21 protein-coding genes and 3 pseudogenes are annotated in these 22190 nt (G+C 60.5%); 2 read left to right on the top strand and 22 right to left on the bottom strand.

The genetic code is table 11. The annotated features are described in order from the left end of the window. Complete coding sequence (locus A2G06_06155; protein ANA39973.1) at positions 1-600, bottom strand: hypothetical protein; 600 nt, start codon at positions 598-600, stop codon at positions 1-3. 91 nt (positions 601-691) lie between these two features. Here A2G06_06155 and A2G06_06150 point away from each other — a divergent pair, with 91 nt between their 5' ends. Beyond that, positions 692-883: a 50S ribosomal protein L28 gene (locus A2G06_06150; protein ANA39972.1), complete on the top strand. Its 192-nt coding sequence runs from the start codon at positions 692-694 to the stop codon at positions 881-883. A gap of 108 nt (positions 884-991) precedes the next feature. On the opposite strand, the gene A2G06_06145 is transcribed toward A2G06_06150, so the two are convergent. From A2G06_06145 to A2G06_06090, 12 genes and pseudogenes are all read right to left on the bottom strand, one after another. Further along, positions 992-1372 carry a reactive intermediate/imine deaminase gene (locus tag A2G06_06145; protein ID ANA39971.1) on the bottom strand — a complete coding sequence of 127 codons (381 nt, stop codon included), beginning with the start codon at positions 1370-1372 and terminating at the stop codon, positions 992-994. 10 nt (positions 1373-1382) lie between these two features. Continuing rightward, positions 1383-3533 carry a GTP pyrophosphokinase gene (locus tag A2G06_06140; protein ID ANA39970.1) on the bottom strand — a complete coding sequence of 717 codons (2151 nt, stop codon included), beginning with the start codon at positions 3531-3533 and terminating at the stop codon, positions 1383-1385. Between the two features lie 59 nt (positions 3534-3592). Further along, positions 3593-3802: a DNA-directed RNA polymerase subunit omega gene (locus A2G06_06135; protein ANA39969.1), complete on the bottom strand. Its 210-nt coding sequence runs from the start codon at positions 3800-3802 to the stop codon at positions 3593-3595. Between the two features lie 80 nt (positions 3803-3882). Further along, positions 3883-4493: pseudogene (locus tag A2G06_06130) on the bottom strand (guanylate kinase). Between the two features lie 23 nt (positions 4494-4516). Then, on the bottom strand, positions 4517-5395 hold the full coding sequence (locus A2G06_06125) for a hypothetical protein (GenBank protein ANA39968.1): 879 nt from the start codon (positions 5393-5395) through the stop codon (positions 4517-4519). A gap of 59 nt (positions 5396-5454) precedes the next feature. Next, complete coding sequence (locus tag A2G06_06120; protein ANA39967.1) at positions 5455-6435, bottom strand: UDP-glucose 4-epimerase GalE; 981 nt, start codon at positions 6433-6435, stop codon at positions 5455-5457. Positions 6436-6454: 19 nt separating this feature from the next. Then, positions 6455-7465 (bottom strand): capsular biosynthesis protein CpsI, encoded by a 1011-nt coding sequence (locus tag A2G06_06115; GenBank protein ID ANA39966.1) that lies wholly within the window; start codon positions 7463-7465, stop codon positions 6455-6457. A 55-nt stretch (positions 7466-7520) separates the two neighbouring features. Continuing rightward, positions 7521-8588, bottom strand: a complete 1068-nt coding sequence (locus A2G06_06110) for an ADP-heptose--LPS heptosyltransferase (GenBank protein ID ANA39965.1) — start codon at positions 8586-8588, stop codon at positions 7521-7523. Between the two features lie 9 nt (positions 8589-8597). Beyond that, positions 8598-9760: pseudogene (locus tag A2G06_06105) on the bottom strand (UDP-N-acetyl glucosamine 2-epimerase). Between the two features lie 72 nt (positions 9761-9832). Continuing rightward, positions 9833-10354 carry a hypothetical protein gene (locus tag A2G06_06100; GenBank protein ANA39964.1) on the bottom strand — a complete coding sequence of 174 codons (522 nt, stop codon included), beginning with the start codon at positions 10352-10354 and terminating at the stop codon, positions 9833-9835. 628 nt (positions 10355-10982) lie between these two features. Continuing rightward, entirely contained in the window at positions 10983-11735 is a 753-nt protein-coding gene (locus A2G06_06095) for a hypothetical protein (GenBank protein ID ANA39963.1), read from the bottom strand. 125 nt (positions 11736-11860) lie between these two features. After that, a complete protein-coding gene (locus A2G06_06090) occupies positions 11861-12403 on the bottom strand; it encodes a hypothetical protein (GenBank protein ANA39962.1) in 543 nt (180 codons plus the stop codon). 324 nt (positions 12404-12727) lie between these two features. Here A2G06_06090 and A2G06_06085 point away from each other — a divergent pair, with 324 nt between their 5' ends. Then, positions 12728-13033, top strand: a complete 306-nt coding sequence (locus A2G06_06085; protein ID ANA39961.1) for a hypothetical protein — start codon at positions 12728-12730, stop codon at positions 13031-13033. 191 nt (positions 13034-13224) lie between these two features. On the opposite strand, the gene A2G06_06080 is transcribed toward A2G06_06085, so the two are convergent. The 9 genes and pseudogenes from A2G06_06080 to A2G06_06040 form a co-directional block, all read right to left on the bottom strand. Further along, positions 13225-14436 carry a hypothetical protein gene (locus A2G06_06080; protein ANA41610.1) on the bottom strand — a complete coding sequence of 404 codons (1212 nt, stop codon included), beginning with the start codon at positions 14434-14436 and terminating at the stop codon, positions 13225-13227. A 53-nt stretch (positions 14437-14489) separates the two neighbouring features. Continuing rightward, a pseudogene (locus A2G06_06075) lies at positions 14490-15610 on the bottom strand (heptosyltransferase). Positions 15611-15617: 7 nt separating this feature from the next. Continuing rightward, on the bottom strand, positions 15618-16733 hold the full coding sequence (locus tag A2G06_06070; protein ID ANA41609.1) for a glycoside hydrolase: 1116 nt from the start codon (positions 16731-16733) through the stop codon (positions 15618-15620). Between the two features lie 27 nt (positions 16734-16760). Beyond that, a complete protein-coding gene (locus A2G06_06065; GenBank protein ANA39960.1) occupies positions 16761-17543 on the bottom strand; it encodes an alpha-L-glycero-D-manno-heptose beta-1,4-glucosyltransferase in 783 nt (260 codons plus the stop codon). Between the two features lie 29 nt (positions 17544-17572). Then, entirely contained in the window at positions 17573-18505 is a 933-nt protein-coding gene (locus tag A2G06_06060; GenBank protein ID ANA39959.1) for a hypothetical protein, read from the bottom strand. After that, positions 18505-19575 (bottom strand): ADP-heptose--LPS heptosyltransferase, encoded by a 1071-nt coding sequence (locus A2G06_06055; GenBank protein ANA39958.1) that lies wholly within the window; start codon positions 19573-19575, stop codon positions 18505-18507. The genes A2G06_06060 and A2G06_06055 overlap by 1 nt, the downstream gene beginning before the upstream one ends. A gap of 25 nt (positions 19576-19600) precedes the next feature. Further along, positions 19601-19777, bottom strand: coding sequence for a hypothetical protein (locus A2G06_06050; GenBank protein ID ANA39957.1), 177 nt, complete (start codon positions 19775-19777; stop codon positions 19601-19603). A 14-nt stretch (positions 19778-19791) separates the two neighbouring features. Further along, on the bottom strand, positions 19792-20853 hold the full coding sequence (locus tag A2G06_06045) for a tetraacyldisaccharide 4'-kinase (protein ANA39956.1): 1062 nt from the start codon (positions 20851-20853) through the stop codon (positions 19792-19794). Then, on the bottom strand, positions 20850-22154 hold the full coding sequence (locus A2G06_06040; GenBank protein ANA39955.1) for a 3-deoxy-D-manno-octulosonic acid transferase: 1305 nt from the start codon (positions 22152-22154) through the stop codon (positions 20850-20852). Before A2G06_06040 ends, A2G06_06045 begins: the two co-directional genes overlap by 4 nt. Positions 22155-22190: the final 36 nt, after the last annotated feature.

Below are 22190 nucleotides of genomic sequence, written 5' to 3'. Positions count from 1 at the left end.
CTACCTGGCCGGGGTTCGCAACTCCGCCGAGGCAAAAAGGAAGAAAAACCTGAAGAGACAGTACTTGTAGAACTCGCTGAAGAGAAGCCGGAAGCTCCCCTTGTCGTCCCACCACCGCTCCTTGAGGTTGGTGGTGTCGACCGGGTGGGGATAGATGGCGATGTCACGCGGCAATACCTGGCGGAAGAGAAGAGTGGCCCGCTTCATGTGGTAGCGGGAGGTGATCAGCCGGATTGAACGCACCTCTTTCCGCATGATGATCTCCCGGCCGTAGAGGGCGTTTTCAAGGGTGTTGCGGGACAGGTTCTCCAGGAAAACACGATCTGCGAGCCGCTCTCCCTCCCGGTCCCGGAACAGGTCCCGCTTCTTCACCACGGGATCGACGCCGATGAGATAAAGGTACGTGCCTTTGCGCTCCCGGAAGAGGCGGACTCCCTCCTCAACCCTCCCCCGTCCCCCGGCCAGAACCACGATGGCATCGGTGGTCACATCCCTCTGGCGCAGGGAAAAGGTTTTGTAGGCAAAGTCCACGAACAGCACGGCCACTATGATCAGCACTACGATGAGAAGGGATATGATCCCCCGGAAAAAGAGAGCCATCACACATCCTTGACGGAACATTTCACTTGCATTCGCATTTTCCGTCTGCTATAAAAGGGAGCTTCGAAAGCCACCCGAAGGGAGTAGAACCATGTCCAAAGTTTGCGAAATCTGCGGCAAAGGCCCCAGTTTTGGTAACAATGTCAGCCACGCCAACAACAAGACCCGCACCACGTGGCATCCGAACCTCCAGAAGGTGAAGGCCGTCCGCAATGGCAGCGTCAAGACCATCAAGGTCTGCACCCGCTGCATCCGTTCCGGCCACGTAACCAAGGCCGTCTAGCCCCTACGTTCGCCAGGCCACGAAATGACTGAGCCGCAGCGCGTAAGCGCGTGCGGCTTTTTGTCGTTCCAACGCCGGCATACCCCACAGACACCTGCCATTCGCCCCTTACCGGCAGAACGCAATCGCCTCGATTTCCACGAGAGCGCCCCGGGGAAGCCCCTTCACCTCCACGGTGGAACGCGCCGGCGGCGCCGCAGCAAAGCGGCTGCCGTAGGCCTGGTTCACGGCGGCAAAATCAGCGAGATCCGCAAGAAAGATCGTCGTCTTCACGATGGCGTCAAACCCGAGGCCCGCCTCGGCCAGCACCGCTGCCATGTTGTCCATCACGCGCGTCGTCTGGACCGTGATGTCCCCGTCGACCATTTCGCCGGTGGCGGGATCAAGGGGAATCTGGCCCGACAGGAACAGGAATCCCCCTGCCCTTACCGCCTGGGAATAGGGACCGATCGCCCTGGGCGCCTGCTCCGTCGCAATAATCTCTTTCATGCTCCCCCCTTCAATTCTTCATTCGCTCGACCGAAATAACACCGCTCAGCTTCATGATGTTGTTCATTACCCGCTTCAGGTGATTCAGGTCGGTAACGTCCACTTCAAAGACATTGACCCCGCGCTTGTCGACCGTGCTTTGGATCGACGCGCTGGAGATGTTCGCTTCACAATCGGTGATGGCCTGGGTGATGGTGGCGAGAATTCCCTTCTGGTCGTGACAGGATACTCGAATTTTCACCGGCAGGGCAGCCTTGCGCTCACGGTTCCAGGTGACGGCGATACGGCGCTCCGGGTCGTTTTCCAGGGCCACGGGACAGTCGGCGGTATGGATCGTGACCCCTCTTCCGCGAGTGATGAAACCGATGATGTCGTCTCCGGGAACCGGGTTGCAGCACTTACCGAAACGCACGAGAACATCGTCGACCCCGCCGATCTGGATGGCGCTGGGAGACGAGCCGGTGAGCTTGCCGATCATCTTCCCGATGCGGGATTCCTTCTGTTCCTGGCGCTCCTGAAGCTTTTCCTCGGGAAGCAACTTGCCGATCACCTGGTTTGCCGAGAGCTTGCCGTAACCAACGGCGGCCATGAGGTCATCGTCGGTGGAGAGGCCGAACTCCGAAGCCACTCGCTTAATTTCTCCGCTTTTCTGCAGCTTGGCCAGGTTGAGAGAATAGCGCCGGAACTCCTTCTCCAGGATCTCCTTGCCGAGAGACATGCTCCGGACCCGCTCCTCTGTCTTGATCCATGCCCGGATCTTGTTGCGGGCACGGGAACTCTTGACGATCTTCAGCCAGTCCTTGCTCGGAGTGTGGTGCGGAGAGGTGATCACCTCCACGATATCGCCGTTCTTCAGCTCATACTTGAGGGGAACCAGCTTGCCGTTCACCTTGGCGCCCACACAGCGATGCCCGATGTCGGTGTGGATGGTATAGGCCAGATCAATGGGGGTCGACCCCTTGGGGAAGCTCTTCACGTCCCCCCTGGGAGTAAAGACGTAGACCTCCTCGGGAAAAAGTTCCACCTTGACCGTATTCATGAATTCGTGGGAATCCTGGAGCTCCTGCTGCCACTCCAGCAACTGCCTCAGCCAGGCGAACCGCTTGACCTCTTTCTCGTCGTACCCCTTGCCTTCTTTATACTTCCAGTGAGCCGCGATGCCGGCCTCCGCCACCCGGTGCATGTCGGACGTGCGGATCTGGACCTCCATGCGCTCCCCGTGCGGACCGATGACCGTCGTATGGAGCGACTGGTACATGTTCCCCTTGGGCATGGCGATATAGTCCTTGAAACGGCCAGGGATCGGTTTCCAGGTCGAATGGATGATCCCGAGGACCTCGTAGCACTCCCGGATGTCGTTCACCATGACCCGGATCGCCACAAGGTCGTAGATCTGGTCGATGTCCACATTGCGGGCCTGCATTTTGCGCCAGATGGAGTAGAGGTGCTTGCTCCGGCCGAAGACATCGCCCTTGAGGTCGTGCTCGGCAAGCTTGGAGACGATGATCTGCCGCACCTCCTCCACGTAGCTTTCCCGCTCCTTCTTCTTCTTGGCAACCTTTGAGGCCAGGTCGTAGTAGATCTGTGGTTCCAGGTAACGGAAGGAAAGGTCTTCCAGCTCGCTCTTGATCCATGAAATGCCGAGGCGGTTCGCAAGGGGGGCGTAGATATCGAGGGTCTCGCGGGAGATGGAACGTTGCTTCGGCTCGGGCTGGTACTGGAGCGTCCGCATGTTGTGGAGGCGGTCGGCGAGCTTGACAAGAATGACCCGGATGTCGTTGGCCATGGCCAGCAGCATCTTGCGGAAGTTCTCGGCCTGACTCTCCTCTTTGGTCTTGAAGTGAATCTTTCCGATCTTGGTGACGCCGTCGACCAGGTTTGCCACCTCGACGCCGAACATCCCCTCCAGTTCCTCCCGGGTGGTGAGGGTATCCTCGATGGTGTCATGGAGCAGCCCGGTCACCACCGTTGGCACGTCGAGCTTCAGGTCAGCCAGTACGCCCGCCACCTCCATGGGGTGAACGAGATAGGGCTCTCCCGAGAGACGCGTCTGTCCCTGGTGGACCTTGGCGCAGTAGACATAGGCCTTGCGGATCAGGTCCAGGTCGGCCACCGGATTGTAGGTGACGACCTTATCGAGGATATCGTTGAGCCGTATCATGGGGAAAAAGACAAAAAAAGGGCGGAAGCCTGGTGCTTCTGCCTGGGGAGATCCTGTGATTAGCGGGAACGACGACTGGTCAGCTCGTATCCGACCTTGCCGGCGGCGATTTCACGCAGGGAGATCACCACGTTCTTGTTGGCGCCCCGGGTGTCGATGAGCGGACGCGCCCCCTTGTACAACTGCTTGACGCGCTTGGACGCAAGCATGACGAGCAGGAACCGGTTATCCACCTTGTCCAGGCAATCCTCTACGGTTACGCGTGCCATTGTTACTCCTTTCGTGCAACCGGTACCCGCTGACGGCGGGGACGGTAACGTGGGTAAAGTCCGGCCCGCAACGGGGCCATTCAATCCATTGAAAAAATTCCTGAAACCGCATCCAGCACCCTGGCTGTGCGGCACTGCTCGGCAATGATCACCGATTTGAGCTCTTCAACCGCCCGGCTGAACTGATCGTTGACGATGATATAGTCGTACCAGCGGGATTCCCGGATCTCGCCGGCAGCAGCGTTGATCCGCCGGCTGATCACCTCGTCGCTGTCCGAGGAGCGCCTGTTGAGCCGCCGACGCAGTTCCTCGAAGCTGGGGGGGAGAATGAAGATATAAACGCCGCCCGCATACCGCTCCTGGAGCTGGCGTGCCCCCTGGATATCGATATCAGGATGAGATCCACGCCTGCTGCACGATTCTCCTCAAGGGTCCGAATGGAGGTGCCGTAGCAGTTGCCGTGAACCTCTGCCCACTCCGCGAACTCATCCGCATCGATCATCCGGCGGAACTCATCCATGGAAACGAAAAAATAGTCTTTGCCATGGACTTCGCCGGGCCGCGGCGCGCGCGTAGTGTAGCTGACAGAATGCCGCAGATGTGGAAAAATGTCAATTATTTCTCTGCACAGCGTGGTTTTACCCGCCCCAGACGGTGCCGACAGTATGTATAAAACCCCTTCACGCTTCATCAAGACCCCGCTCATGGCAAACGCTATTCGATATTCTGGACCTGCTCGCGAATCTTCTCCAACTCGGCCTTGAGCTCCACCACCAGCGCTGCGGTGTCCGCATCTCCCGCCTTGGAACCGATAGTGTTCACCTCGCGGTTGAACTCCTGCATCAGGAAGTCGAGTTTGCGCCCCACCGGTTCGGACAGCGTGAGGGTGTCGTCGAACTGGACCAGGTGACTGCGGAAACGGACCAGCTCCTCGGTAATGTCGCTGCGGTCGGCCATCAGTGCGACTTCCTGGGCGAAGCGGGTTTCGTCCAGCGTGGTTCCGCTCAGCAGTTGCGTCAACCGTTCACGCAGGCGGGCGGCATACTCGGCAACCATGGCCGGCGCGCGCAGCGCAATCCGCTCGATGATGTCGGACAGGGTCCGGCGCCGCGCCGTCAGGTCCGCGAGCAGCGCCTCTCCCTCCCGCAGGCGCATGGCCTCCATGGCTTCCACGGCTCCGCGCACGGCCCCGAGGAGTTCACCGCGCAGGGCGTCCTCGTTGCCGTCCTCTTCCCGGGCGGACAGGACATCGCGTTGGGACAGGATGAGCGGCAGCGTCACGGGATCAGTAAGGTCGAGTTCGCGTTTCAGTTGCTCGAAGGCATCCCGATAGGACTTGGCCAGAGGAACATTGACGCTGGGCAGGTTCTCTCCCCCCACCGCCTCCTCCCGCTGAACGAAAACCTCGATCTTGCCGCGTTTGAGCCGGTCGCCCACCGTCTTGCGCACGTCATTCTCGAAGGCGAGAAGCGTGCGCGGCATCTTGACGTAAACCTCGCCGTAACGATGGTTCACCGAACGAATTTCGACAATGGTGCGCCCGGTATCGGTTTCGACCACGGACTTGCCGTAACCTGTCATGCTCTTGATCATGAATGCTCCATCTGTGTGAACTAAGATAAGGGGATCGCGTGCGCCACTGCAACCGGCCACTAGTTGCCGCTGATTTTCTTTTCCCAGCGCCAGGCATCGGCAACGATGGTTTCAAGGTCATCGTAGCGGGGAGTCCAGCCGAGGAGCGTCCTGGCGCGATCCGCCCGGGCCACGAGGCTGGGTGGGTCGCCCGGCCGCCGGGGAGCCTCCTCGGCAGGGAACGGAACTCCCGACACCCGGCGCACCATGTCGATCACGTCCCGGACACTGGATCCGCGTCCATAGCCGACATTGATGCGGGTCGACTCGCCACCCTTTTCCAGGTACGACAGGGCGGCCAGATGGGCAGAGGCAAGGTCCTCCACGTGGATGTAGTCCCGGATGCCGGTGCCGTCCGGAGTCGGATAGTCGGTACCGAAGATGCACACCTTGTCCCGCAGCCCCAGGGCAGCCTGGCAGCAAACCTTGATGAGGTGGGTCGCCTCCGGGGTTCTCTGCCCCATGCGGGCCTGGGGATCGGCGCCTGCCACGTTGAAGTAGCGCAGGGCCACCGAGCGCATGCCGTGGGCGGCGCAGACATCGCGCAGCATCCACTCGCTCATGAGCTTTGACGTGCCATAGGGGTTGATGGGCACGGTGGCACTCTCCTCGGCGGCCACGCCGCTGTCCGGTATGCCGTAGACCGCCGCGGTGCTGGAGAAGATGAACCGCTCGACACCGTGCTTCACGCAGGCACCGAGAAGGTTCAGGGTATTTCGCGTATTGTTGCCGTAATACTTGAGCGGAGCGGTGACCGACTCCGGCGCAACGATGGAGGCGGCAAAGTGAAGCACCGTTGAAAAGCCGTATTCCACGAAGAGCGCGTCGAGCCGGGCGGTGTCGGACAAATCTCCCGTCACGAGCCGTTCCCCATGGACAAGGGCATCGGGGAAGCCGGTGGAAAGATTGTCGTAGACCACCACCGTATAGCCGGCCTCTGAGAGCTGGCGGACCACATGGCTTCCGATATAGCCGGCACCGCCGGTGACCAGAACAGGCATACGTCCTCCTCTTACGGCGTCAGACGCCGTAGTATCCCCGGTACCACTCGACGAACCGCGCAATCCCCTCTCCGATGGGAGTGGCCGGCTTGAACCCCACGTCGTTCATCAGGTCATCCACGTCGGCGTAGGTGGCGGGCACGTCACCCGCCTGCAGGGGAAGCAGATTCTTCTGTGCGGTGATCCCCAGGTTCTGTTCGATGGCTTCAATGAACGCGAGGAGCTCGACCGGGTTGTTGTTGCCGATGTTGTAGATGCGATAAGGAGCGTAGCTCGTGCCGGGATCGGGTCGGGCCCCGCTCCAGGCGGAATTGGGCTCCGGCGTGCGGTCCATGACCCGCGCCACCCCCTCGACGATGTCGTCTATATAAGTGAAATCCCGTTGCATTTTGCCAAAATTATAGACATCTATGGGCCGGCCTTCGAGGATTGCCTTGGTAAAGAGGAAGAGGGCCATGTCGGGCCGCCCCCAGGGGCCGTAGACCGTGAAGAAGCGCAGGCCCGTGGTGGGCAGCCCGTAGAGGCTCGAATAGGTGTGGGCCATGAGCTCGTTGGCCTTCTTGGTGGCGGCATACAGGGAAACCGGGTGATCCACGTTGTGGTGGATCGAAAACGGCATTGCCGTATTGGCACCATAGACAGAGCTGGACGATGCGTAGACCAGGTGCTTCACCCCGTGATGCCGGCACCCCTCCAGGATGTTGATGAAGCCGACCAGATTACTGTCCACGTAGGCGTGGGGATTGGTGATGGAGTAGCGGACCCCGGCCTGGGCAGCCAGGTTCACCACCACGTCGAAACGCTGGCCGGCAAAGAGGTCCTCCAGGACCGGCCGGTCTGCCAGGCCAGCCCGCACGAAGCTGAATCCCTCGCGCCCCTCCAACTGGCGGAGCCGGTCCAGCTTCAGGTTCACGTCATAATAGTCGTTCAGGTTGTCGAGCCCCACCACGCGATCGCCCCAGTCAAGAAGGCGTTTCGTAAGATGAAAACCGATGAACCCGGCTGCGCCGGTGACGAGTATCGAAGCCATGCACGCTATCCTTTTGATTTAACGCGTGATTGCGAAAGAGGTGCAGTGTAGCACATCACCCGGTTGATGGAAAGGGGGTCGCAAGGAGCCGGGCGATACCGCCCATGAGGGCGTCGGCGGTGATACTGGCGCGGCAGGGAGCATCCCTGTCGCACGACTTGCGCAGGCAGGCGGTGCAGTCGAGGGGAGATTGGACGATCACGTGCTGATCCCCCCGGGGACCGTTGCGGCTGCCATCGGTGGCGCGGAAGAAGGAGACCGTGGGCGTTCCCACCGCGGCTGCCATGTGGACCGGCCCCGTGTCTCCTCCCACCACCACGTCGACCTTCTTGAGGAGTGCGCAGAACCCTTTGAGCGTCAGCTTGGGCAGGACTCGAACCCTGCGTCCGATCCCCGCGGCAATGGCCTCGGCAGCCTTTTTCTCCTGATCGTTGCCCCAGGAGAGGAGGATCGTGGCATCGGGGAACATGTGAATCGCCCTGGTCCCCAGCGCGATCCACCCTTCCTCGTGCCAGAGCTTCGTGGTCCAGGTGGTGCCGTTATGGAAGAGCAAAACAAAGCCGTCGTCGAGGGTTGCCAGGAACACCTCGGCGGCCTCGTCATCCTCCGGCGACGTGTAAATGTCGGTGCTCAACTTCATCCCGGCATAGTCCCGGCCAAAGGGAACGCTGACCACCCTGAGCGCGCGACTGGAAATGTGGTGGTCCTGGCGGCGGAGCGGCACCTGGTTGGTGGTGAAGTACAGGTTCAGCGACTCCCGGACGCCGTCCCGGTCGAAACCGTAGCGGCGCCGGGCATCGGAAAGCCACGCTATGAGGCCGCTCTTGATGTTCCCCTGCAGATCGAAGGCGATATCGTAGGCCGCTTCGCGCAGCTCCCGCCGAACAGTGGCGATCTGGGTGCGCGTGGTGTCGGAGAGCGGATCGCGCCGCCATGCCTTGGTCCGGACCACATGGAGCCGGCGCAGCAGCGGATGTCCCTCAAGAATATCGCGGTTCCCCTCCTCCACCACCCAGTCGATCGCGATGCCGGGGGAAACCTGGTGGAGATAGTCGAGTACGGGCAGGGCGTGGATCACATCCCCCAGGGCGGATACTTTGACGATGAGTACACGGAGCGGCATGACAGGACCTCAATCGGCAGAGGCGCCGGCACGACGCGCTGTTCCCCACGCCTCCAGCGCGGCCGCGATCCGGCCGGCGGCCCGGCCGTCGCCGTAGGGGTTGTGGGCGCGGCTCATGGCCCCGTAGGCCTCTGCGTCGGACAGAAGCAGCGTGGCCTCGGCAACGATCCGGTCGAAATCCGTCCCCACGAGCCTGACCGTTCCGGCGGCCACCGCCTCGGGCCGCTCGGTCGTCTCGCGCATGACCAGGACCGGCTTGCCAAGGGAGGGCGCCTCTTCCTGCACCCCGCCGGAATCGGTGATGATCAGGTGAGCCCGGTTCATGGCGTACACAAAGGGAAGATAGTCGAGCGGATCGATCAAGTGGATGTTGGCTGCCCCTTCCCCGCCGAGGATTCTCTTCACCGGTTCCTGCACATTGGGATTCAGGTGCACCGGGTAGAGGATTTCCACGTCGTCGTGGCGGCGGGCAAGCTCCACCAGGGCGCGGCAGATGTTCTCGAACCCTTCGCCGAAATTCTCGCGCCGGTGGCCGGTGACGAGCACCAGGCGCCGGGCCGGATCGAGGAACGAAAATCGGGCCTCCATCTCCCGGGTCAGCTTGTCGTCATGCCCGATGCGGTCGACGATGGAAAGGAGTGCATCCACCACCGTGTTGCCGGTAACGACGATCGCCGAATCGGCAACCCCCTCCCTGAGCAGGTTTGCCCGCGCCTGCTCAGTCGGGGCGAAATGGAGATCACACACCACCCCCGCCACCTGCCGATTGATCTCCTCGGGGAACGGCGCGAACTTGTTATGAGTCCGCAGCCCCGCCTCCACGTGCCCCACCGGGATGCGCGCGTAGTAGCCGGCAAGGGCCGCCGCCATGGTCGTGGTGGTATCGCCGTGGACGAGGATGATATCGGGGGTCACCTCCCTGAGCACATTCCGCATGCCCAGGAGCACGTTGGCCGTCACATCGTAGAGATCCTGGCCCGGCTTCATGATGTCGAGGTCGAAATCGGGACGGAGATCGAACAGATCGAGCACCTGGTCGAGCATCTGGCGATGCTGGGCCGTGACGCACACAAGGCTGCGGAACCGGTCCGGACGGCGCTGGAGCTCCCGCACCACCGGCGCATCTTGATGGCTTCGGGACGGGTGCCGAAAATGGAGAGAACAGACGTCATTTTTTCTTCCCTTGAGCTGTTATTTGCTCTTACGTTTGAACTGTACGACAGACATTACTTCCGGTTCGTCCCCTACAATGCCGCAGGAACTCTGCCAAAAAGCGACATCATTTGCCGCTTGCGTGATTTCGCCAAAGGATATTCCCCTGCGAGGCATTCCTGAATCAACGCAACGTACTTCTCCCCCATTTTGTCTATTGAGCGATGCCGGCGCACATACGTTGCGGCGGCGTGACTCATTGCGGTCCACTTGTGAGGATCGTTATAGAGCAGCAAAATAGCGTGAACGAACTCCTCGACGGCACCAGTCTTGACAAGAAAACCAGAAACGCCGTCTACCAGCGCCGTGTCAGTGACTCCTGGGAGATGACTGGCAACAGGAACACAACCATTTGCTTGGCTCTCCAGCAAAACGAGCCCTAATCCCTCAAAAAATGAGGGCATCAGATGGATATGTGAACGAGTGAAATAATGGTAAATTTCGTCCGGCTGAATGACTCCCTTTAAGACAATATACTTCTCCAACTGGAGCTCTCTTATTTTACTCTCCAACCTTTCGCGATCGGGTCCGCCTCCAATCACCGTGAGACGCACATCGGCTCCATGGGCGAGGCAGCCCTTGACAATGTCGGGAAGGAACAAAACGCCTTTGTGATCATGGGCCAGTTGACCGACAAAAATCAATTCCAGCGGAAACGTATGAGGCAAGCGGCCTGAAAGGATCTCAGCCGGCGGCACGTCTATCCCATGTGGGATACACAGGGCTTTACTATGAGGATACTTCTGCCTGAAAGTTTCATACAGTTTAGGGCTCACCGTGACCGCCACATTACATGCACCCGCATTAAGGCCGGCAACTCTGTAAACTTCGTCATGATGATTATGGACAACGGGAATAACCACGACTCTGTCTGGCAAAAGTGAGACAGAGTATTGAGCAGGAGAAGCATGGTTCGTGAAAATGACATCATATCTTGCCAAGGCAAGTTTAACGGCAACCTTTATGGCGTGAAGGCGCCTCCAGCGCTTCCTGGGTTGTTGAAAATGCTTGCTGCCAATCCCTCTTTCCCTGATAAGCCCAAACCATGGGCCTTTATCTGCCGTGGTTATGATATCTACCTGATACCCTTTACTCTTGAGATATCCGCCCAGTCTCAGGAGATACGTCTCGAGCCCTCCTGGATGCATCGTGCAGGTAACCATTGCAACGCGCACCATGGAATTATTTTCGAGCATGGCCCCACACTCCAATCGGAGGGAGTATCTTCCCTCGACACTTCCTGACGATAAAGCTTAAGAGCCCTCGAAAACCCGGCTTTCGCTCAAACCCTCCGATTTCACCTAGTACGACATTACGAAACCCAGAAGCTTCGAGCATGACCTTGACCGAGCGCTTCTGATGGAATCCAACGTGAACTGGAGGAATTAGGTCGGGCCTGACAGCGTTCCGGATTTCCGGGCTATCCCAATTGGGAACGGTAACAAAGATGTGGCCTCCCGGACGCAAGAGCCGCGCCATCTTTTTTAGTGTGCCCACTGGGTCGGGCACGTGCTCCATGACTTCAAAGGCGGTAAGCGCATCGTAGGTCACGCCTCTACTGAGCTCATCATCCAGCGTTCCATACCGAAGAGGGAACGCAGCCTTGCGCCTTCCGACGCTTATGGCCTGCTCAGACGTATCGATACCACTTACACTCCAGCCCACCGAGGCAGCAGCATGACAGAAACGTCCAACTCCACAGCCGAAGTCCAGAAGGGTCGCTCCCGGCCAGCATGCAACTTGTACAAAGAAGGGCCGATAGGTTGGATGTAAAGCGAAGTTCTCAGCTTCAAAATCTTGCTCAATAGGATTCACTTGTTCAGCAAGGTAATCCATGCTCTCATAGAGTTGATTATAATCAACCTTGACATTAAAAGCGTCATACGCGAAACGGTAATTGCACGCATTGCACAAGAAAAGCTCAAATCCACCCAAACGCTGCGCAGTCCTTAAGGATTGGCCTCCGCATAAGGGACACTTTACAATAGCAACAGTATTATCTGGCTCTCTCATAGGCAATTGTCAACACTCCTGGATTATTGAAGCAGACCCCAACTGATTCACACATCTAAATGGGCCTTAAGAATATCCCGCCATTTCTGCTGCCAGCGTTGCTTACCGAATGAAGCGACCGCCGTTTCCCTGGCACATGCAGCCAAGCGTGCACGTTTCTCAGTATCCTCGATTACTTCGGCCAATGCTTCAGTTAAGCTTGCAACGGTAGGCTCACAAAGAACTCCGTTATAATTATCTATAACCAAATCGGTCAAACCACCTACATCAGTAGCAACAACGCAGCAGCCGCTTGCCATGGCCTCCAGCAGGGAAAGGGAAGTGCCCTCACTGTAAAGCGTCGGGATTACAACTACGTCGCTTGTGCGGTACACTGTTGCCATGTCGTCAAAGTCAGTAAGGCAGTAGGATATCCGCCCCGGATAGCTGGAAATCAGGCGGTCCAATTCTCTACGAACCTTCTCATTGTCTATTTCACCGGCAAAACACAATGTAATATCCGTATAACGATCTAAAAGGAGATCCATTGCTTCAGCCATTAGGAAGAAGCCGCGGGCCTCGTAGAGACGCCTCGGATAGGTTATTGTCAAGCCGGAAGATGTCGAGAGGTCCTTTGAAGGATGAAAAATCTCTGTATCAACAAAGTTAGGAACATAATGAGATTTTCCATTAACAAAACGGCAATCAATCGTTCCCCTAAAAAAATGGAGTGTTGTTGTATCTACTGATATCAGTGTGTTAACGTTACGCAATCCTGCAATATAATGCTTGATCATTCGCCTCTTCTTTGCTTCCCCAGCCTGGGGTGAATCCCAATAAATACCGTGAGATATGGCAATGGCCGGGTTATGACAATAAGGAATTGCCAGATCAAGCTGATTATAGATAGTTAGATCGGCAGGGGCAACAAGCCTATGAAAAACATGATTCAGAAACTTGTACTTACCACCCACTGGCAAGCCTATTACAGTTATATTTTGATACTGGCGCACCCATGGCTCATAAGTGGCTCCCCGCTGATATACGGTCAGACTCTTTCCGAATTCATTCTCAAGCAGTTCTCCCAGGTTGATAATATAGCGCTCTGCGCCTCCAAAAATAACCCGTTCACCCCGAGCGTCGAAAAAGAGCCCTGTCAACAGAGACACTTCATTTTTTCTGTTGAAAAAGTTTTGGTGCCGATGAAGCTTCCGTCTGAAAAACCGGAACTTGTCGCATAGCCCGTACCTTTTAGACATTGCTCCTCCAACAAACTTTATAAAAACAGTCAATGAGATTTGTAAACAGCAAACCGGTTCCGTTCAGAGCGCTCATATACTGCCAACCAAGCGTATCCTTGGCGATGCCGGCACGAGCGGTTATCGCCGTTTCTTGACAGCAGGAGCGACGTCAAAGGGGCGCAGCAACCGCATCAGTCATCCTCGCCTCGCGATTTCAAATCCGAACATGCGGCTACTAGCCTGGAAACCGCGGATTCGACGGTGTAACTCGATATAGTGCCCGCCGTTAAAGCATCCTTAGCCCATTGTTCATAGCTGGCATGGATTCCCCACCGGGCTGACGCCGGATCATCAGCAGAAACCCCATGGTGCCCATACTGCACGAGCATTGATTGAAGCTCTTCGTTTTCATGCACCAGCCCCACAATCGGCCTCCCCGCATGCAGATACTCATACACCTTTGACGGAATCGTTTCAGTGGAGATGCTGTCGGTGTTCTGGATGAGCAGAAGCACATCGCTCCGCTTCATGGCGATCAAGGAGTCTTTCCGGGGAATCCGTCCGAAATTCCTGATGACCCCGGGATAGGGAAATGCGCGAATATCTTCGATGGTTGTCCGATCGGCGGTCCCGTAGAGATCGACATGGATGAGCCCGGCAAGCTCGGGACGTTCCTCGAAGAGCAACCGCAAGCCCTGCAAAAACACCCGGAGGTTTCGGGTGCCTCCCAATGAACCAAAATGGGCGAAACAGCAGCGCTCCCCCCGCTGATAGGGGGCATCCGGCATTATTGCCGGGTCAGCACCCGGATAGATCACCCGTCCCTTGTCCCCCAGTTCCGTCGAGGCCGCGGCACGCCGTCTCGCCTCTTCCGTGAGGAAAACGACGGCCGACGCATGCCTGCACATGAGGGAGACGATACCGCCGTAGAGCCGCTGAGCCCGCCGGCTTCGCGTCGAATCGCCATACACCAGGGGGTCCTGCAATTCGGCAATCCAAGGGATGCCGGTCATTCGCGAGATGATGAACGCGGCCACGTGCGCGCTCGATGCACCGCCGGTCGAATAAATGAGCTCCGGCGCGAACTCCCGGCAGAGCGCACGGCCGCGCCACGCTGCCAGAGGGAACCAGGACCACTGGCTGTCGAGATCGACTATGATTTTTTCGATCAGATAGAACGGCAAGGACAGTACATTGATAAGCGGCGCCAGCACCTTTGCGACCCGGCTCCGGCGGCGCAGGTGGCGAAGCTCGTAACGGATGCCCGAGGGTGCCACGGATGGAACTCGCCGGTGAACCAGCCCCTCGTGCCGTGTTGCGCATACGCTGGTGAGCATGATGGGCGAGATGCCGCTTTTCCGCAGATAGGGCAGACGGTCGTCGATGTGCTGGGCACAGGCCATGCCGTCGATTCTCGAAAAATACGACAGGATGAGCCAGTGCCTGTTTTCTGTTTTCACGTGGTCATCCTTGGCGCGAAATTCTCTTCGAGACAGGCAACGGCATCCATGACCTCATCCACTTCGATCCCGAGCATGCAGGGGCTCTCGCCCCCCGCGTCGTCGCAGCCGGCCTTGCCGCACGGGATACATGGATACTCCTTCTGCAGGAGGACGATATGGCCGTTCCGCTGAACGCCCCTCGGCAGGGGGCACTGCTGGGCCAGGGGCCCGTCATTGTTCCACGGTGACCAGCGCTCCCCGATGGTTGGCCCGTACAGGCCACCAGCGGCACCCCGGCTGCCGCGGCCAGATGGGTTATGGCGGTGTCGAGGCCGAGGTAGAGGGAGCTGCGGCTCAGAAGGCAACTCATCTGATTGAGACTGAACTCGCCCTTTACCAGGGCCGGCCGGTACCGGCACTGGCCTGCCCACAACTCCAGCAGGGCTACTTCTTCCTTCGAGGGCGATGACGTCCAGACGGGGCAGAGCCCGTATCGCTCCGCAACACGGTCGCTCAGGGCGGCTATCCGCTCCATCTGCCAGTACTTATAACGCCAGCGGGCAAAAGGGTGAATCACGAAAAACGGCCCGGTCACCCCGGCGTGCGCCAGGAACTGATCGACACGCGCTTCATCCTCCCCATCCCAGTAAATGGTAACCCGGAGTTGCCCGACTTCAACCCCGAGGGCATTGGCCACCAGTTTGTTGAGCAAGGCCACATGCGTGCTATACGGCATGGGGATAAGGTGATCGAACAGAAGCCGCTTCCACAAGCGCGTGTACCACCTCTCGCCCACGAAGAAACCGACCCGTGTCTTTGTTCCCGCCAGCAGGGCGGCAACACTCCCCCGATCCGAGGCGTTCATGGTGATGGCGAGGTCGTAGCGCCTGAAGATATCTCCAAGGTAGCCGCCTTCACGCCCCCCACCGGCAGCAACCGAGCCCTTCTCCGAATAGATGACCCGCCTGACCCGCGGGTCCTTTTCCAGAAACTCGCCGGTACCCCGGTTCACCAGAAAGTCGATGGCTGCGTCAGGGAATGCATTTTTCAGGATGCCGACGAGCGGCGTGGTCAGGATGACATCGCCGATGAGCCGGATATTGATGATGAGTATGGAGGCGGGTGATGCTGTCACGATATGCTCAGATCCTTCGGGCGATGACGTCGTTGAAATGGCCGAGAAGCCCCTTGATGGCCCGTGCTTCATCAAAGTCGGAGGCGCGCCGCAGGCCTGCGGCCGCAAGCCGGTCACGGAGCTGCCTGTCGCTGCAGATCCGGATGACTGCCGCAGCGATGGCACCGTGATCGCCCACGGGCACCTGAATCCCGTCCACGCCGTCCGTTACGATCTCGGCGAGCCCGCCGGTGCGGGTCACCACCACGGGCACGCCGGCGGCCATGGCCTCCACCGGCGACATGCCGAAGGGCTCCAGGGATGAGGGAAGCACGAACACGTCGGTGTTCGCCAGCAGCGCCGGCACGTCCTCACGCTCGCCGGGGCAATCCACCAGGTCCGCCACCCCGGCCTCCTCGGCGAAGCCCCGCAGGTTGGCCACATACCAGCCGCTCCCGGCAAGAACGAGCCGTGCCGTCGGGAAAGGGCAGCGGATCAGCGCCATGGCCCGAATCAGGTCTTCCTGGCGCTTCTCACCACGGAACCCTGCCACACAGGCAATGACGGGGAAGTGACCGTTGAGCCCCAGATCACGTCTGGTCTTCAGTCGCTCCTCGTCGGCAACCGAGGCGAACCGCGCCGTAGCCACGGGCGGGTACTGCACGTACACCTTGCGAGGGTCTACACCGCTGGCGATCAGATGCTCCCGCACCGCATTGCTGCAGGCAAGCACCCGTTTCGGCAGCAGGTTGTAGGAGACGGCCCGCTTGATGGGGTTCAGGAGTTCCCGGCTGCGGACGAGCGGAACTCCGGTGAGAAGGGAAGCGATTCCGCCGAGCCATGAATCCTTTGCCGAGTGGGAATAGATGACATCCACCCCCTCCCGGCGGATAACGGTACAGAGGGAGCGGATGGCAACCGGGTGCATCGCGTTGCGCATGGGCACGCCGGCTGCAATGAGTCCTGCCGCGTGCGCCCGTGCACAGAGCAACGCATCGGGAGGACAGAGGATGAGGGGACGGTGCCCGGCATCCCTCAACAGCCGCGCCTCGTGGACAATGCGCCGCTCCTGGCCGCCAAAATTTTTGGACGACTCGACGAAAAGGACGGTCAGTCTGCTGCCGGTGCCGGTGTTCCTGTCCATGGAAAGCATCTCAGCGGGCCGTGGAATTTACCGTTCGAGTTCTTCCGGCCGGGTCATGACCCAGCCGCGTGCCGCCTCCACTTGTTTGGCGTACCGGTAGAACGTCCCCTCGAAGGTGTAGAGGGCGATGACGAAACCGGCCCAGCCGTCGAGGATGCCGCGCCGCAGGATATACATCCTGAAAAAGGCGAACAGTGCGTGAAAGAGCGCCTTGCCCATGCCGGGGCGTACCCCCTTGGCGGCCATCTTGGCCGCGCCCAGGGTGGAATAGCGGTCGATCTTGGAAATCATCTGTTCGAAATTGCGGAACGGAATCTGCCAGATGGCATTCTTCATGTGGCCGACCCGGCCGATGGTGGTAAACGACTCATGCACCACCTCGTCCGTGAAGACCTGGGCGCCGCGACGGAAAAGCTGGGGCTGGCGATAGTCGGGATACCAGCCGGAATACCTGACCCAGCGCCCCATGAAGATGTTGCGGCGCGGCACGTAGTAGGCGTCCAGGGCATCGGGGCTGTCGATGATGGCGAGAATCTCGTTCTTGGCCTCTTCGGTGCAGCGCTCGTCCGTATCGAGGCTGAAGATCCATTCGTGGGACGTGGCGGCTATGGCGCTGTTGCGCAGCTTGCCGAACCCTTCGAAGGGAACCTGGACGACCTTGTCGGTATACTTCCGGGCGATCTCAGCCGTCCGGTCGGTGCTGAAGGAGTCGACCACCACGATCTCGTCGGCCCAGGTGACGCTCTGCAGGGCCGGCTCGATCTTCTGCTCCTCGTTGTAGGCTATGATGTAAACGGAAACCTTCGCCATGTTCTCTCCTTTGTCTGCCGGAAAATCAGTTACAGCCACGAGGTATCCGCCGTGCCGGTCAGGTCGACCCCCTCGAAGTCATCGCTGATGGGTTCGGCACCCTCCTCCCTGCCGGCGGTCCGCCAGGCCGGCAGCCGCTTGCCGTAGAGCCTGAGCGCACCCATGAGGGGATTGTCCGGCGTGGCGCCCGCCCGGGGGATGATGCAGACGGCCGGGATACCGAGGGCGTTGGCAGCCCAGTGGGAATAACCCGACAGGGGGGTTGCCAGCATCACGGGACAGCAGGCCAGGGCAAAGAGGTCTGCCACGGGATTCACCCGCGAGTCGTGATCGGGCCCCTTGTAGTCATAGGGTGACGTCACGTCGAGGGTGAACACGTCGAACCGGCGGTGGAGCGTCTCGTAGGTCGCCGGATCCCCCGTGCAGGAGAGGAAGAAGCTGACATCCTTCTGCTTGAACGCGATCCGCTCCATGACCGCCTCATACCACCAGAGGGGGACTGCCGGCCACTCGCAGGCAAGGGGATCGTAGCGCGACTCGTCCACGATCCGGTAGTCGCCGTGGCGGATGTGCACGGCCACCACGGGCCTCCCTTGGGCCCGCGCGAAGGTCCGCCTGATGGCATCGGCCAGATGCGGCGCAATTGTTACGCGGGACGCCACGTCCAGATAGATGGGGTCCAGCTTGTCCGATGGGCCGTCCAAGGAACGGAGGATGATCTTCTTGCCGCCAAGGGTGGCGAACTGGGCGGCATCACAGTTGCGAACCCGGAGCGCCCCCGGCTTCTGCCAGAAGCGGAGCTTTGCCCGGCGGGTCCCGGCCACGCTGAACGAATCCAGCTCGCTCCAGTCCAGAATGATCTCGTGCCCGTATTCCTTCTGGATGGCAAAGGCGAGCGGCAGGGTTTCGAGGCGGTTGGTGATGCCGACGAATTCATCGATATACAGCCTGGGTCTGGCCATCACGATACTCCCTGGGATGGTAGTGCTTGACGGCCTGCCCGGAGCCGTTCCGCGGCCTCCACCACCTCGGCCGTCGTCACTGCGGTCATGCACCGGTGGTCGGTGGGGCATTCCCGCAGCAGGCACGGGGCGCAGTCGGTGTCGCGACGCACGATGACGGCCCGTTCGCTCCAGGGCGAGGTGGTCGCATGGTCCGTGGAGCCGAACACGGCCACGAGCGGGACGCCGAAGGCCGCCGCAATGTGCATGGGGCCCGAGTCGTTGGTGATAAAGAAATCGCAGCGTTTGATGAGCGCCATGAGCTCCCGTACCGATGTCTTCCCCGCCATGACGACACAGGGGGTGGTCATGGCCGCGGCAATGTCGGCGGCAATGGCCGCTTCACCCGGCCCGCCGGTCACCACGACCCGCGCACCCCAGCGGCGGGACAGCTCGTCGGCCACGGCGGCAAAGCGCTCCGGATACCACCGCTTGGCCGCGCCGTACGAGGCGCCGGGGTTGATGCCGAGGAGGGCATCGCGAGCCCCGATTCCGTGCCCTGCCAAAAGTTCTGCCATGGCGGCATCCTCGTCGGCCGTTGTGGCCAGTTCAAGATGCCGATCACGGGTGGTGACCCCGAAACGGGCGAGCATGGCCAGGTAGTATTCCACGTGATGGAGCAGGCGCGTGGCGCCGTCAACCGCAACTCCGTGGGTCAGAAGCGGCCCGCGGCCATCGGTCCGGTATCCCATGCGCCGGGGAATCCGGGCAAGCCAGGCGATGAGCGCCGCATCAACGGCATTCTGCAGCAGAATCGCCAGATCGAACCGCCGGGTTCGCAGGTCACGGGCAAGCCGCATTTTGCCCCGCAGGCCGGCATGCGCACCTTTTCGGTCATAGATGATGACGTCATCCACGGCTCCGTGACCGGTGAACAGCGGTGCCACCAACGGATTGGCCAATACCGTCACCCGGGCGTTCGGGAAGCTCTCGCGAATTGCCCGCAGCGCCGGTGTGGTCATCACCGCATCGCCGATCCAGTTGGTGGATCGGACGAGAATGCTGCCGATTGTCTCCTGCCGTATATCCAAAGCGTGTACCGGTCCCCTGCCCCGTTCACCGGTCCCCGATGGGCTCAGCCTCGTCGAGGAGCATCACAGGGATATCGTCCCGCACGGGGAACCTGAGGCGGCATGCCTCGCAGACAAGGGCCGAACCGTTATTGACCGGTTTCACCTCCCCGGTGCAGCGGGGACATGCCAGTATTTCGAATAATTCGATAGATAATGCCATAGCGTAAATTCCTTTTAAAGCACTTTGTCCAGGGCCGCTTCAAGGGGACCGGGATCCAGCGGGCGCATTTCGAGCACTGTGGCGTAGACCGGCAGCAGGCGCGCCAGATGGGCAGACAGCTTGACCCCATCCTTGCCGGTGGTGACCAGGTAATCGGCACCCGTGGCCGCTTCCCGCAGCATGTTCACCTCTCGCTCACCGTAAGAGGCGTGATCGGCAAAGGGAATGGTCGCCACGATATCCAGCCCCTCCCTGCGAAGGGCCTCGAAAAAACCCTCCGGCTCGGCGATGCCGGCAAAGGCAACCCCTCTGCGGCCGCGCAGGGCTCCTAACGGCTGCACCTCTCCATCGGGAAGAAGAGCCGCCCCCGTCAGTGCGTGACCGGCCCGGCACGAAGGGACCATGCCGTGAACCGCCGGGGCTTCGCCACCGGTGCAGCGGGTGTAGACCACCAGATCGGCCCGCTGGATGGCCGCCCGCGGTTCCCGGAGCAGCCCCGTCGGCAAGGTCCGGCCGTTGCCGAGGGGCCGGCGGCAATCCATGAGCAGGATGTTCAGGTCCCGGTGGAGCCGGAGGTGCTGGTAGCCGTCATCCAGAATGAAGACGTCCGGATCGAGCTGTTCCAGCGCCAGGAGACCGGCTGCGTAACGGTCCGCGCCGATGACCGCCATGAGCCCGGGCACCGACGTTGCCAGGTGCACGGGTTCATCCCCCGCCTCGGCAGCGGTGAGCAAGACCGTACGCCCGTCGGAAACGATGCGTGCTTCGCCTTCCAGCGACCCGCCGTACCCCCGCGAGATGACCGCAACCCGCTTGCCCCGCGCCATGAGCCGGCGCGCCAGGTACGCCACCATGGGGGTTTTGCCCGTGCCCCCCACGGTCAGGTTGCCCACGGAGATCACCGGACGGTCCAGGCGCCTGACCGCAAACAGTCCGTTGGCGTAGGCCAGTGCCCGGAGCCGGACCACCAGTCCATAAAGGACGGCAGGGATGGCGAGGGCCGCGCCGAGAAGCCGGGCACCCGCGCCGCGCTCTTCACCGGAAGCCAGTTTTCGCCAGTACCCTGTGCAACTCACTCGCCGCTCCCCGTGACAAGCAGGCGCCCGATGATCTCCAGGTGGCGGGAGGCGGCCCCCCCCTGCTCTGTCATGAGGCGGATGCCGCGCTCTCCCATGGCGAGTCGGCGGGGCTCGTCGTTCAGGAGCCGCCGCAGGGCATCCTCCAGGCCGGCTCGGTCCTCAACCTGCTCGCCCGCATCGGCTGCCAGGACCAGGGCCGTTATCTCCCGAAAATTGTGCATGTGGGGGCCGAACAGGACCGGGGCTCCGACCGACGCAGGTTCCAACAGGTTGTGCCCTCCCACGGGCACGAGGCTTCCCCCCACGAAGACCAGGTCGGACAGGGCATAGAGGTTCATGAGCTCGCCGATGGTGTCCACCAGCAGAACTCCGCCGGCTGCCGGTTCAGGCGCCCCATCAAGGGCGGAACGACGCACATGGGGAATCCCTTTGCCCTGCAGCATCGTTCCTACTTCAGCGGCACGCTCCGGGTGCCGGGGCACGAGCACCAGGAACAGCCCTGGCCGCTCCCGGACAAGGCGGGCATAGCTGTCCGCCACGGCCTCTTCCTCACCGGCATGGGTACTTCCGGCAGTGATGACGAGGGCGTCCGGTGGGAGACGGTAACGCTGGTGCAATTCCTCGCGTTCCGCAGGGCTCAGGGTTCTCACGGGGAGGTCGTACTTGAGGTTGCGCGTCACGAACACCCGGTGCGCCGGCGCACCGATAGCCACGATGCGGCGGGCATCCTCCTCGCTCTGCATGCAGAGGGCGGACAGCTTTGCCAGGAGCGGGGCAAAAAACCATGAAAACCGGAGGTAGCGCGGAAAGGAGCGGTCCGAGATACGGCCGTTGACCATGACGGCGGGGATTGCCATCCGACGGGCGTAGCGCAGGAAATTGGGCCAGATCTCCGTCTCCACCACAATGACCAGCGACGGTGACACGAGCCGAAGTGCGCGAGACACGGCACAGCCGAAATCAAAGGGGAAGTAGACGACGAGATCCGCCTCGGCGATCTTCTCGGCAACAGAGCGTCCGGTCTCGGTCACGGTTGAGAGCACAACGGGCCGCTCGGGATACCGATGTTTCAGCTCGCGCAGCAGGGGTTTCACCGCCATGGTTTCACCCACCGAAACCGCGTGGACCCAGATGGGTCTCTTGCCCGCAACGGGCATGAGCCGTTCCGGCGCGATGAACCCGAACCGCTCGCCGAACCCGGCGAAACTCCTCCCCCGGCTCACCGTCCGCCAGGCGTGGTGGGCGATAATCGCGGGCGACAGCAGGAGCAGCAGTATGTCGTACACAAGAAAGACCATCGAAACGCCATCCCCGACCGGTCGGCCGTCAAACCC

It is taken from the genome of Geobacter anodireducens (assembly GCA_001628815.1).
Classification (GTDB): Bacteria; Desulfobacterota; Desulfuromonadia; order Geobacterales; family Geobacteraceae; genus Geobacter; species Geobacter anodireducens.
Note: the sequence above shows the minus strand (reverse complement) of the source record. Positions and strands in the feature narration are given on the sequence as shown.